This is a genomic window from Vibrio sp. 10N.247.310.23 (assembly GCF_041467155.1).
GTDB lineage: Bacteria > Pseudomonadota > Gammaproteobacteria > Enterobacterales > Vibrionaceae > Vibrio > Vibrio crassostreae_C.
This window is the reverse complement of the sequence record NZ_JBFSTZ010000004.1, coordinates 55638-68290: the sequence shown is the minus strand read 5'-3', so window position 1 is coordinate 68290 and position 12653 is coordinate 55638. Positions and strand designations below refer to the sequence as shown.

The following is a 12653-nucleotide window of genomic DNA, read 5'->3' as shown; positions in this document are numbered from 1 at the left end:
AAAAGATTAATTAGTTTAAGCGGTTACGATCGTTGTCGTCGTCTTTCTTCTCAAACTCACCTTCAAAGGTGTTGCCGTCTTTTGATTGGTCAGATGGATCGCGATTGAATGGGTCTTGTCCAAATGGGCTCTGGCCAAAACCAGCTTGTCCACCGGCATGGAAACCACCAGACATGTTGGTCACCACCATTTTTTCCATCATTTTCTTGGCAATCATCGCTCTTGGTGCTGGCAATAATACCAACATACCGAGTGCGTCCGTCATAAAACCCGGAGTCAGCAGCAATACACCGGCAACTGCAAGCATCACGCCTTCAAGAATCTGTTGTGCTGGCATTTCGCCTTGTTGTAAACGACCTTGCACAGACATAAGTGTCTGAATGCCTTGGCTACGAACCAGCGATGCACCCACAAATGCAGTGATCAGAACCAACGCAATAGTTGGCCACAATCCTAAGAAGCCACCAACTTGAATAAATAGCCCAATCTCAATGATGGGTACGAAGATAAATAGTAATAATAAGATAGGAAACACACGCCCTCCTTTGTTACTTGCAGTTTACGCTGAAAGCCCTAACAATCTCAAATTTATCCTGTAAATAAGCGTGTTTATTGACCAAGAATAACTTTGCAAAATATTGACGAAACAAAACCGAAAAAGGTGATCCACTTAATATTTTTATGCGCTAAGTACAGTATCATGTGCCACATAAGTCAGGACGGATTTATCAGCCCAATATTCTAGCGAACGGAGTATTTGCACACAGAATAGGCTAATAACTAACTATATAATCAGAATAATTCTCTAAGGATCCTGTTATGGCTACTCAATCAGAAGCTCAAGTTGAAGCTCCTCAAGCTACTCGTCTCGAAGAAGATCTATTAGGTCAACGTCATGTTCCGGCTGATGCTTACTACGGCATCCACACTCTACGCGCAGTTGAAAACTTCAACATCTCAAATGTAACGATCTCAGATGTACCTGAATTCGTTCGCGGTATGGTGATGACTAAGAAAGCGGCGGCTTTAGCAAACAAAGAGTTAGGTGTAATTCCAAGCGAAGTGGCTAAATACATCATCCAAGCTTGTGACCTAATTCTAGACACGGGTAAGTGCATGGATCAGTTCCCATCGGACGTTTTCCAAGGTGGTGCTGGTACTTCTGTAAACATGAACGCAAACGAAGTTGTTGCGAACGTGGCTCTTGAACTTATGGGCAAAGAAAAAGGCCAATACGAGTTCATCAACCCGAACGACCATGTAAACCGCAGCCAATCTACAAACTGTGCTTACCCAACTGGCTTCCGTATCTCTGTTTACAACAGCGTTCGTAAACTGATTGATGCGATCGAATACCTAAAAGGTGCATTCGAGCTTAAGAGCCAAGAATTCAACACGATTTTGAAGATGGGTCGTACTCAGCTTCAAGACGCAGTTCCAATGACGGTTGGCCAAGAGTTCCACGCTTGGGCTGTAACCATCAATGAAGAAATCAAAAACCTAGAATACACTTCAAAACTACTGCTTGAAGTAAACCTAGGCGCAACGGCTATCGGTACAGGTCTGAACGCAGCACCGGGTTACCAAGGCCTAGCAGTGAAACACCTAGCAGAAGTAACAGGCCTAGAGTGTGTAGCGGCTGAAGATTTAATCGAAGCAACGTCTGACTGTGGCGCATACGTAATGACGCACGGCGCACTTAAACGTCTAGCAGTTAAGCTATCTAAGATCTGTAACGACTTGCGTCTACTTTCTTCAGGTCCACGTACTGGTTTGAACGAGCTAAACCTACCTGAACTGCAAGCAGGTTCTTCAATCATGCCTGCTAAAGTAAACCCAGTTGTACCTGAAGTAGTAAACCAAGTTTGCTTCAAAGTTCTAGGTAACGACAACACGGTTTCTTTCGCTGCGGAAGGTGGTCAACTTCAACTGAACGTAATGGAACCTGTTATTGCACAAAGCATGTTTGAGTCTCTAGACATTCTGACAAACGCTTGTGTGAACCTGCGCGACAAGTGTGTAGACGGCATTACGGTAAACAAAGAAGTATGTGAAGCGCACGTATTTAACTCTATCGGTATCGTCACTTACCTAAACCCATACATTGGCCACCACGAAGGTGACATTGTTGGTAAGATCTGTGCAGAAACAGGTAAGAGTGTTCGTGATGTAGTTCTAGAACGCGGTTTATTGACCGAAGAAGAACTTGATGACATTTTCTCTGTTGAAAATTTGATGCATCCTCAGTATAAAGCGAAGCGCTACGAATAAAGTTAGCGAGAAAGGGTTCCAAACGGAGCCCTTTTTTAGGCTCCAATACGGTTAACCATGATTATTTTGTGGATTTCCGTTGGTTGCGCTTTTGCCAAATTGAATCTAAACCATAGAACTATTATGTGAACATTCCAGCGGCGAATGTTCACATAATAAAATCTAAATGAGGTGTTACTTATGATTGCAGTAGAACTGTTTGTCGTCCTGCTCTTTATCTTTTTGGGGGCCAGAATTGGCGGTATCGGTATTGGTTTTGCCGGTGGTGCTGGTGTTATTGCCCTTTCACTTATTCTTGGCGTTCCAACAAGCCAATCTTTCATCCCGGTCGATGTAATTTTGATCATCATGTCGGTTATCACCGCAATTGCAGCAATGCAGGTTGCTGGCGGTATGGACTGGTTGGTACAAATTGCAGAAAACTTTTTGCGTAAACACCCTGAACGAATCACCTTTTACGCGCCGATTGTGACCTTTGTAATGACACTGATGGCGGGTACTGGTCACACAGCATTCTCTACGTTGCCTGTTATTGCAGAAGTAGCAAAAGGCCAAGGTGTTCGTCCTTCTCGTCCACTGTCTATCGCAGTTGTAGCCTCTCAAATTGCGATCACAGCTTCGCCTATTTCGGCAGCAGTTGTGGCTTTCGCAGCGATGCTGGCACCCTTTGGTGTCGACTACCTAACGCTATTGATGGTTTGTATTCCAACAACCTTCATCGCTTGTATGGTTGGTGCGGTTGTCGCGAACTACATGGGCAGCGAACTGAAAGACGATCCTATTTACCAAGAACGTCTAGAGAAAGGTCTAATCAAGCTAGCAACAGAAGAGAAACGCGAAATTCTACCTACAGCGAAGAAAGCAACGTACATCTTCCTAGCTGCAATTGGTTTCGTGGTTTGTTACGCAGCGGCTATCTCTAGCTCTGTTGGCCTAATTGAAAACCCGGCGCTAGGTCGTAACGAAGCGATCATGTCTGTAATGCTGGCAGCAGCAGCGGCTATCGTGATGTTCACTAAGATTGATGCAGCGAAGATTTCTTCAGCACCAACGTTCCGTTCTGGTATGACGGCATGTGTATGTGTACTTGGTGTGGCTTGGTTAGGTTCAACGTTTGTAAACGCACACGTTGCTGAAATCAAAGACGTTGCTGGTGCTCTACTGGCTGACTACCCTTGGATGCTGGCTCTTGTTCTGTTCTTCGCTTCTATGCTGCTTTACTCTCAAGGCGCAACAACGGTTGCACTGATGCCTGCAGCTCTAGCGATTGGCGTTGCACCACTAACAGCCGTGGCTTCTTTTGCTGCGGTAAGTGCACTGTTCGTACTTCCAACTTACCCTACGCTACTGGCAGCGGTTGAGATGGATGACACAGGTTCAACGCGTATTGGTAAGTACGTATTTAACCACCCATTCTTCATTCCTGGTGTGGCAACAATCAGTACAGCGGTAGCACTCGGCTTCGCATTCGGCGGTCTGTTTATCTAACACTCGGTGAAAAACCAAACCTAAAAGGAAGCTTCGGCTTCCTTTTTTCTTTTCTGAACAATGTGTTTATTTGATACGTATCAAATAAACATTATAAATCTAAAAACCCGAACAAAAATAAAGTTTGAATAAAATTCCAGGAATATTCACGTCATTCATTAACAATGCCTGCCAACACAACCACCCCTTGTTTCTTTCTAATTAACATCGAATATTAATCCAAGCTAACCAACCAAAAAACCTTGCTCTTTTTCTAACGTTTTCCAGCCTATTCATTGGTCACTATTTTTGTGAACAATACCAAACTTAAATTCCAACGTAAGGAATAAAATAACCGCAGTTAAATTAAATCTAAATTCATTTGGATATATAAATATAAAGATACTTATATTTAAAGTCAGCAACTTTATATCGTTGAGTGCTTTATAAGTGTCCGTGTATTTACAATCTATAAATCATTAGTCGCTAATTCACATCACTTCTATTTAAGATGATGTAAGGAGATAGCCATGACAACTCAAACGATACCAAGCGAGAAAAAAAAGGGCGGCTTCTTTGCCAACTTTAAATTCCCTTCTGCCTACACCATTCTATTTATTCTGATTGCGTTCGTCGCACTGCTTACCTGGATTGTTCCAGCAGGCCAATACGACCGTGCAATGAATGAAGAGCTAGGCCGAGAAGTACCCGTAACCGGAACCTATCAAGCGGTAGAAGGTAACCCTCAAGGCGTGATTGATGTACTGCTCGCGCCTATTGACGGCTTCTATGACCACAATAGCTATGAAGCGGCGGCTATCGACGTTTCGCTGTTCATCTTAATCATTGGTGGCTTCTTAGGGCTAGTAACCAAAACGGGTGCCATTGATGCCGGTATCGAGCGCGTCACCGCCCGCTTAGAAGGGCGAGAAGAGTTGATGATACCAATACTGATGGCGCTATTTGCCGCAGGTGGTACCGTCTACGGCATGGCGGAAGAATCACTGCCCTTCTATACATTGCTAGTGCCGGTAATGATGGCAGCTCGCTTTGACCCTCTTGTTGCCGCTGCGACCGTACTGCTTGGTGCAGGTATTGGGGTGCTGGGTTCAACGATTAACCCATTCGCAACCGTGATCGCTGCCAACGCCTCTGGTATTCCATTTACAGACGGTATCGTGTTGCGCATTGCGATGTTGATTATTGGTTGGGGTATTTGTGTTGCCTACGTAATGCGTTACGCAAGAATGGTTCAAGCCGATCCAACAACATCAATTGTCTACGACAAATACGAAGAGAACAAAGCGCACTTCTTAGGTAATGCGAGCGGCGAAAAACTTGAATTCACCGCGACTCGCAAACTGATTCTGACCATTTTTGGTGGCTCGTTCGCTGTAATGATTTATGGTGTATCCGTTGCTGGATGGTGGATGGCTGAGATCTCAGCGATGTTCTTAGCAGCAACCATCATCGTTGGTATTGTGGCTCGCATGAGCGAAGAAGAGTTTACCACCAGCTTCATTGATGGTGCCCGCGACCTACTTGGCGTTGCGCTCATCATAGGTATTGCACGTGGTATCGTAGTGGTGATGGACCGCGGTATGATCACCGATACCATTCTCTTCTCAGCAGAACAGATGGTAACGGGGCTTTCTTCGGTTATCTTCATTAACGTGATGTTCTTCTTAGAGATTCTACTGTCGTTCTTAGTGCCATCGACCTCTGGCTTAGCGGTACTGACCATGCCAATCATGGCACCACTGGCCGACTTTGCTGGCGTAGGTCGTGACTTGGTTATCACTGCGTACCAATCTGCATCTGGCTTGGTGAACCTAATCACCCCAACCTCCGCGGTGGTGATGGGTGGTTTGGCGATTGCTCGTGTCCCTTACGTGCGCTGGGTTAAATGGGTGATGCCACTAGTCGGTATATTGATGGTGTTCTGCATTGTTGTACTGAGTATTGGTGCGCTGATCTAACTAACAGCACTTCACTCCTTTCTCATCCAAAGCCGCTTCTCACAGCGGCTTTTTTATTGTTCCCTCTCAATGTAACCCTCTGCCACTGAAACAGATCCTCAAAGCCATACACGCGATATTCAAGGTTCTTCTGTTCGTAGCCAAGCTCAACTAAACTCAAAGCACTCGCAATAGAAGAATCAATCCTACTTTTAAACATCTAATTTTCTTGATGAAATAACACTCTATTTTCAACCATGATGTTTAAACAAATAGTTAGTCACTTATTAGCGTTAATTATATTTAAAGTAATTAATAGCCTAATAAACAGACGAGGATTAATGCCCTTTTCTATCAAAAAACACACTTAAACAGCCGATTTTAAAATGTGATCGCAACAGCTTTATTCGCATTTACTTTGTTAATAAACAATTAATTCCACATCCAAAATTAAATATCTAAATAAAAACACTGCATACTTCCAAGCTAAGTACACTCTTATCAATAAAACTATTCTGCATATAATCCCTCGTAAATTAGATTCTAGTAAGTTTCGTCAAAAAAGCGTGCATAAAGTTCCCTAACTGCTAACTATTTAGAATGTATTATTCATAACTGAAAGTGCATAAAGTTTGTTAAAACCCTTAATTTTAAAGGGCTGCGGGATAAAAAACGATTTGTGATAGATCTCTAAGAATACCTGACTAGCAGGCGTAATATTAATTCCAGACAAGAGATATGAATAAATAATTCATTCTTCTCAACTGAAAATAAATAATTACTCTTAGCGATAAAAGTAATTCAAATATATAAGAGAGAGACGATCATGAGTAAGTTCTATGTAGGTTCTGAAATAGGTCAATTACGCCGCGTTCTAGTTCACCGTCCAAGACGCGCACTGACTCACCTAACACCCTCTAACTGTCACGATTTACTATTTGATGACGTACTGGCTGTTGAACGTGCTGGTAAAGAGCATGACGCATTTACTCAAACGCTGCGTGATCAAGGTGTTGAAGTTCTTCTTCTTACTGACCTACTAGCAGACACGCTAGCAGTGCCAGAAGCGAAAGATTGGCTTTTGAATCATCAAGTTTCTGATTACCGCTTAGGCAAAACCTTTGCTAACGATGTGCGCTGCTACTTGGGCGACTTACCAAACCTAGAACTAGCAAAAATCCTAACGGGTGGTCTGTCTTACGCTGAGATGCCAATGAAATCATCTTCAATGATGCAAGGCATGCACGCACCAACCGACTTCATTATCGAACCGCTACCAAACCACCTATTTACTCGTGACACATCTTGCTGGGTATACGGTGGCGTATCCATCAACCCGATGGCGAAACCTGCTCGTCAACGTGAAACCAACCACGTTCGCGCTATTTACCGCTGGCACCCAACATTTGCTGGCCAAGACTTCATTAAGTACTTCGGCGATGAAGAAAACATCAGCTACGACAACTCAACCATTGAAGGCGGTGACGTTCTTGTAATCGGTCGCGGTACGGTTCTTATCGGTATGTCTGAGCGTACAACAGCACAAGGTGTTGAGCACTTAGCATCTAGCCTATTCAAACACGGTCAAGCGAAACAAGTTATCGCAATGCAGCTACCAAAACACCGCTCTTGCATGCACTTAGACACCGTTATGACGCACATGAACGAAGATACGTTCTCTGTTTACCCTGAAGTGGTGAGTAAAGACGTACAGTGCTGGAACCTAACTGGTGATGAGTCTGGCGCAGTGAAAGTGAAAGAAGAAGGCTACTTCGTAACAGCTATCGAAAAAGCACTTGGCGTAGACAAGCTAAACCTAATCACGACCGGTGGTGACAACTTCCATGCAGAACGTGAGCAGTGGAACGATGCAAACAACGTTCTAACGGTTAAACCTGGCGTTGTGATTGGCTACGAAGGCAACACCTACACCAATGAAAAATACGATAAAGCAGGCATCACAGTTCTTCCTATCCCTGGAGATGAACTTGGCCGCGGTCGCGGTGGCGCACGCTGCATGAGCTGCCCAATTGAGCGTGATGGTATCTAATCACTAAGACGAAAACGGCCAAGTTGAATGATCTTAAATAATCTCAGCTTGGCCAAAATGAGAGAACACAATTATGACTAAGCAAACTGTTGTTGTTGCACTCGGCGGTAATGCCTTACTTCGTCGCGGTGAGCCGTTAGAAGCCGATGTTCAACGCCGTAATATTGAAACAGCGGTTAAAACCATCTCTGAAATCGCGAAAGTGTACAACGTGGTTCTAGTACATGGTAATGGCCCACAAGTTGGTTTACTGGCTCTGCAAGGTTTGGAATACAAAAAAGTAAACCCGTATCCGCTAGATGTATTGGGCAGTGAGACTCAAGGCATGATCGGCTACATGCTGATGCAAGAGTTCAAGAACTATCTACCTAACCGCAACATCTCGTGCATGTTGACGCAAATGACCGTTGATCCAAACGATCCTGCATTCGCCGATCCAACGAAGCCGATTGGCCCGATCTACGAAGAAGCGGAAGCGCGTGAATTGGCGGAGAAATTCCACTGGATCGTCAAACCAGACGGCCAACACTTCCGTCGCGTTGTGCCAAGCCCACGCCCTACTGGCATTGTTGAGCACGAAGCGATCACCCAACTTATCGATGCAGGCCACCTAGTGATTTGTACTGGCGGCGGTGGCATCCCAGTGAAAAAAGAGAACGGCAAATTAGTGGGTGTTGAAGCGGTTATCGACAAAGACATGTCAGCGGCTTTCTTAGCGAAACAACTGGATGCGGATGCACTGCTTATTTTGACCGACGCGGACGCTGTTTACCTTGATTGGGGCAAACCGACTCAACACGCACTGCGCAGCACCACACCAAGTGAACTGGCGAAATTCGAATTTGATGCAGGCTCTATGGGACCAAAAATTGAAGCATCGTGCGAATTCATTCAGCAAGGCGGCAAAGTCGTCGGTATTGGTGCACTCGAAGATGGTTTGCAAATCCTGCAAGGCTTGGCGGGCACCAACATCACCAAAGATTAATCTACTCGCGAGCTTTTCAAACCTTGCGAGAAAACTGAATCACCGTTTGAACTGAAATTAATACACAAAAATTGAATCGCGCTTTCTTGAATTTTCTTTCCCTGTAACAAGAAAGCGCCTAAATCTAAGAAGGAATACATCATGGCTTTTAACCTACGCAATCGTAACTTCCTAAAACTACTAGATTTCACTCCACGCGAAATTCAACACTTATTAGATCTTTCTATGGAGCTAAAAAAAGCGAAGTACAACGGTTACGAACAGCCAACACTAACTGGCAAAAACATTGCGCTTATCTTTGAGAAAACCTCAACTCGTACTCGCTGTGCATTCGAAGTAGCGGCATTCGACCAAGGCGCTCGCGTGTCTTACTTAGGCCCATCTGGCTCTCAAATTGGCCACAAAGAATCAATGAAAGATACCGCTCGCGTTCTTGGCCGTATGTACGATGGCATTGAATACCGCGGCTTCGGTCAAGAGATTGTTGAAGAGCTAGGCGCTTACGCTGGAGTTCCAGTATGGAATGGTCTGACTGACGAATTCCACCCTACACAAATTCTTGCTGACTTCCTAACCATGACGGAATACGGCCGTGGTAAACAACTGCATGAAATCAGCTTTGCTTACCTAGGTGATGCTCGCAACAACATGGGTAACTCTCTAATGGTTGGCGCTGCGAAAATGGGTATGGACATTCGCCTTGTTGCTCCAAAACAATTCTGGCCACAAGAAGAGCTACTGGCTCAATGTCGTGAAATCGCAGAACACACTGGCGGCAAAATCACGCTAACAGAAGATGTTCAAGAAGGCGTGCAAGGTTGTGACTTCCTATACACCGACGTTTGGGTATCAATGGGCGAAGCAAAAGAAGCATGGGCTGAGCGTATTAACCTAATGATGCCTTACCAAGTGAACATGAAAATGCTCAAAGCAACAGGCAACCCACATGTGAAATTCATGCACTGCCTACCGGCTTTCCATGGCGAAGATACCACGGTAGGCAAACAACTTGCGGCTGAATATCCACAGCTAAAAGACGGTGTGGAAGTGACTGATGAGGTAGTTGAGTCTGAATACTCTATCGTGTTCGATGAAGCTGAAAACCGCATGCACACCATCAAAGCAGTAATGGTTGCAACACTAGGCAGTTAATTACCTAAACAGCTAAGAATCGAAACAACTAAGAAGTTAAGCACTCACTTGTTCGCGAGACATTGACAAGTTAAGTGTAATGACAGGGAAATGCGGGCGGCGAACTTGGGATTTAGCCCTTGGATAAAGCCCGCATTTTTTTTCATGTACTTGAGGGCATTATCGCCCCCAAAAACCCTGAAATTTTCTGTTTCAACAAGGGCTTAAATCAAAGCAAAATGTAGAGGTTATTTCGCATAAAAATCCATTAAATGAATACTTTACAGAAAGTATTGCATGCCGTTTTTATCTGAGTATAATCCTCCGCAATTTGTCTTAAGAGAGCAAAAAATGAACTGCAATTCTGTCGCACATGATTGTCAAACTACACGCCAAAGAGTGGCGGTGGTGTCATTTTTATTTTGCTCTATTGATCGTTTCGAAGCCTCCTATTTTTAGGGGGCTTTTTTTTTGTCCGCAATTTGACTGTATGCATAGAAGGAAGACCCGTTATGGCGCATTCGTTATTTAACAAGCACATCATCTCCATACCTGAGCTCACTCGTAATGAACTGGAGCTTATCGTCGACACAGCAGCAAGACTCAAGGCCGAGCCAAACCCAGAGTTGCTGAAAAATAAAGTCGTTGCGAGCTGCTTCTTTGAGCCTTCAACTCGAACTCGCCTTTCATTTGAGACCGCCGTCCAGCGCCTTGGTGGCACGGTCATTGGCTTTGATAATGGCGGTAACACCTCACTGGCGAAGAAAGGCGAAACACTTGCCGATTCAGTGCAGGTTATTTCATCCTACGTCGATGCCTTTGTAATGCGTCACCCACAAGAAGGGGCAGCACGTTTAGCGTCTGAATTTTCTAACGGTGTGCCGGTAGTAAACGGCGGCGACGGTGCTAACCAGCACCCGACGCAAACCTTGCTGGACCTGTTCTCGATTTACGAAACACAAGGCACGCTCGATAACCTCAATGTGGCGTTCGTCGGCGACCTAAAATATGGCCGTACCGTGCACTCATTGACCCAAGCACTATCGAAATTCAATAACGTGCGTTTCTTCTTTATCGCGCCAGAAGTCTTAGAGATGCCAGATTACATCTGTGAAGAATTGGAAGAGATGGGCATCCAATACAGCACTCACAGCAGCATTGAAGAAGTCGTGCCGGAACTGGATGTTCTGTACATGACTCGCGTGCAGAAAGAGCGCTTTGATGCGTCGGAATACGCACACATGAAATCGGCTTACATCCTCACCGCCGATACATTGAAAGACGCTCGTCAAAACATGAAGGTACTTCACCCGCTGCCACGCGTCGACGAAATCACCACCGACGTTGATAAAACGCCACACGCTTACTACTTCGAACAAGCTGAAAACGGTGTATACGCTCGCGAAGCCCTATTGGCCCTAGTTCTTAACGACACTTTATAAGCAGGAGAAACAGTCATGGTTAAACAAACTCAGCTACAAGTAGAAGCGATCCGTAACGGCAGCGTGATTGACCACATCCCTGCTCACCTTGGTATCAAAATCCTTAAACTGTTTAAGCTACACAAGACAGAACAGCGCATCACTATGGGCTTAAACCTGCCATCATCGGCACTTGGCCATAAAGATCTAATCAAGATTGAGAACATCTTCCTGACCAAGGAACAAGCCAACCAATTGGCTCTTTATGCTCCGCAGGCAACGGTCAATCAGATTGAAGAGTATAAAGTGGTTAATAAGCTAACCCTTGTGCTGCCAGAGCAAATCCACAGTGTCTACTCTTGCCCGAATAGCAACTGTATTTCGCACGGTGAACCTGTCGAAAGCAGCTTTAAAGTGCAGCTAAAACAGGAAAACGTGCAGCTAAAATGTCACTACTGTGAAAAAGTATTCTCTCGCGAGATCATGAGTGAAATTCGCTAACCCTTAGCGCCATTATCACGGTCTCCAAAGCACCCTAATACCGATGGATATTTATGCCAAACTTGGAATAAATATCCATTTAACAAAAGAATAAAACTCCAAAATAAAAGCAATTAACTAGAATTTTATTTGGTGATCCCCTTCAAAAAGATAACTATCCTTTAGTGGTAGACTCAATGGGTAGACGATCATACATCACGCATACCTTCCCTCTTTATTTCGGGATTCATCGGTAAGCCCTATTTAACAATCGTACTCTACGGCTTTGGGAGTACGCTCGGCGCTATGGACAAGCGATAACCACATGTTGACCTTAAGGAGTTGTTCATGAACCCAATCACTGAGCACGGTTGCTTGTATTCAGCTGAAGATAAAACACTGACTGCAGCGTGCAAACGCTTACTACAACAACAAAGCTTCTCGACCCAAAATCAACTGCGAGAGAAACTCGTCGATATTGGCTATACCGGTATCAGCCAATCGACCGTATCTCGTATTTTGTCACAGCTTGGTGTTGTCAAAATTCAGAATGCTTGCGGTAAAAAGGTTTACTGCATCACGGTTGAAAGTGCACCGGTTCGTGTCGATGCATCCATCTCATCGCAAATCGAATTCATCACTCATAACCAAGCGATGGTCATCGTAAAAACTCATCCAGGTTGTGCTCAATTAGTCGCAAGATTAGTCGATATCGACCCACATACTGAGATTATCGGCACCGTTGGCGGTAATGATACCGTGCTTATTATTCCAAAAGATACGATGAATATTGATGCTTGCGAACAAGTAGTAAAAGCACGCTTGGGTGTAGCTTAAATGTCTCTTTTACAAAGGCAAGTCACTCAAGTTGAATTGCAGCTCCCCACTCG

The 12653-nt window shown here is 44.6% G+C and carries 10 protein-coding genes; 9 read left to right on the top strand and 1 reads right to left on the bottom strand.

From position 1 onward, the window contains the following. Positions 1 to 10: 10 nt before the first annotated feature. Positions 11 to 535: an FxsA family protein gene (locus AB6D93_RS04040; protein WP_012604974.1), complete on the bottom strand. Its 525-nt coding sequence runs from the start codon at positions 533 to 535 to the stop codon at positions 11 to 13. A 284-nt stretch (positions 536 to 819) separates the two neighbouring features. On the opposite strand from AB6D93_RS04040, the gene aspA reads away from it, so the two are divergent. The 9 genes from aspA to AB6D93_RS03995 all read left to right on the top strand — a co-directional run bounded on the left by aspA (position 820) and on the right by AB6D93_RS03995 (position 12600). Then, entirely contained in the window at positions 820 to 2271 is a 1452-nt protein-coding gene (gene aspA, locus AB6D93_RS04035; RefSeq protein ID WP_017063668.1) for an aspartate ammonia-lyase, read from the top strand. 180 nt (positions 2272 to 2451) lie between these two features. Beyond that, on the top strand, positions 2452 to 3759 hold the full coding sequence (locus AB6D93_RS04030; RefSeq protein ID WP_004729714.1) for an anaerobic C4-dicarboxylate transporter: 1308 nt from the start codon (positions 2452 to 2454) through the stop codon (positions 3757 to 3759). A 509-nt stretch (positions 3760 to 4268) separates the two neighbouring features. Next, positions 4269 to 5717, top strand: a complete 1449-nt coding sequence (locus tag AB6D93_RS04025; protein ID WP_017062726.1) for a YfcC family protein — start codon at positions 4269 to 4271, stop codon at positions 5715 to 5717. Between the two features lie 805 nt (positions 5718 to 6522). Further along, positions 6523 to 7746 carry an arginine deiminase gene (gene arcA / locus AB6D93_RS04020; protein WP_017062724.1) on the top strand — a complete coding sequence of 408 codons (1224 nt, stop codon included), beginning with the start codon at positions 6523 to 6525 and terminating at the stop codon, positions 7744 to 7746. Between the two features lie 73 nt (positions 7747 to 7819). Then, entirely contained in the window at positions 7820 to 8731 is a 912-nt protein-coding gene (gene arcC / locus AB6D93_RS04015) for a carbamate kinase (protein WP_017062723.1), read from the top strand. Positions 8732 to 8872: 141 nt separating this feature from the next. Continuing rightward, a complete protein-coding gene (locus AB6D93_RS04010; RefSeq protein WP_102333891.1) occupies positions 8873 to 9883 on the top strand; it encodes an ornithine carbamoyltransferase in 1011 nt (336 codons plus the stop codon). A 491-nt stretch (positions 9884 to 10374) separates the two neighbouring features. After that, positions 10375 to 11304, top strand: a complete 930-nt coding sequence (gene pyrB, locus AB6D93_RS04005; protein ID WP_017062721.1) for an aspartate carbamoyltransferase — start codon at positions 10375 to 10377, stop codon at positions 11302 to 11304. Between the two features lie 15 nt (positions 11305 to 11319). Next, positions 11320 to 11784 carry an aspartate carbamoyltransferase regulatory subunit gene (pyrI, locus tag AB6D93_RS04000; protein WP_017062720.1) on the top strand — a complete coding sequence of 155 codons (465 nt, stop codon included), beginning with the start codon at positions 11320 to 11322 and terminating at the stop codon, positions 11782 to 11784. A gap of 327 nt (positions 11785 to 12111) precedes the next feature. Next, the gene (locus AB6D93_RS03995; protein ID WP_017063664.1) at positions 12112 to 12600 is read left to right on the top strand and encodes an arginine repressor; all 489 of its coding nucleotides are present in this window, start codon (positions 12112 to 12114) and stop codon (positions 12598 to 12600) included. Positions 12601 to 12653 lie beyond the last annotated feature (53 nt).

Bases quoted from the DNA above. Each gene is read 5' to 3' on its own strand.
- aspA (WP_017063668.1), top strand. From the start codon at position 820: ATGGCTACTCAATCAGAAGCTCAAGTTGAAGCTCCTCAAGCTACTCGT.
- AB6D93_RS04030 (WP_004729714.1), top strand. From the start codon at position 2,452: ATGATTGCAGTAGAACTGTTTGTCGTCCTGCTCTTTATCTTTTTGGGG.
- AB6D93_RS04025 (WP_017062726.1), top strand. From the start codon at position 4,269: ATGACAACTCAAACGATACCAAGCGAGAAAAAAAAGGGCGGCTTCTTT.
- arcA (WP_017062724.1), top strand. From the start codon at position 6,523: ATGAGTAAGTTCTATGTAGGTTCTGAAATAGGTCAATTACGCCGCGTT.
- arcC (WP_017062723.1), top strand. From the start codon at position 7,820: ATGACTAAGCAAACTGTTGTTGTTGCACTCGGCGGTAATGCCTTACTT.
- AB6D93_RS04010 (WP_102333891.1), top strand. From the start codon at position 8,873: ATGGCTTTTAACCTACGCAATCGTAACTTCCTAAAACTACTAGATTTC.
- pyrB (WP_017062721.1), top strand. From the start codon at position 10,375: ATGGCGCATTCGTTATTTAACAAGCACATCATCTCCATACCTGAGCTC.
- pyrI (WP_017062720.1), top strand. From the start codon at position 11,320: ATGGTTAAACAAACTCAGCTACAAGTAGAAGCGATCCGTAACGGCAGC.
- AB6D93_RS03995 (WP_017063664.1), top strand. From the start codon at position 12,112: ATGAACCCAATCACTGAGCACGGTTGCTTGTATTCAGCTGAAGATAAA.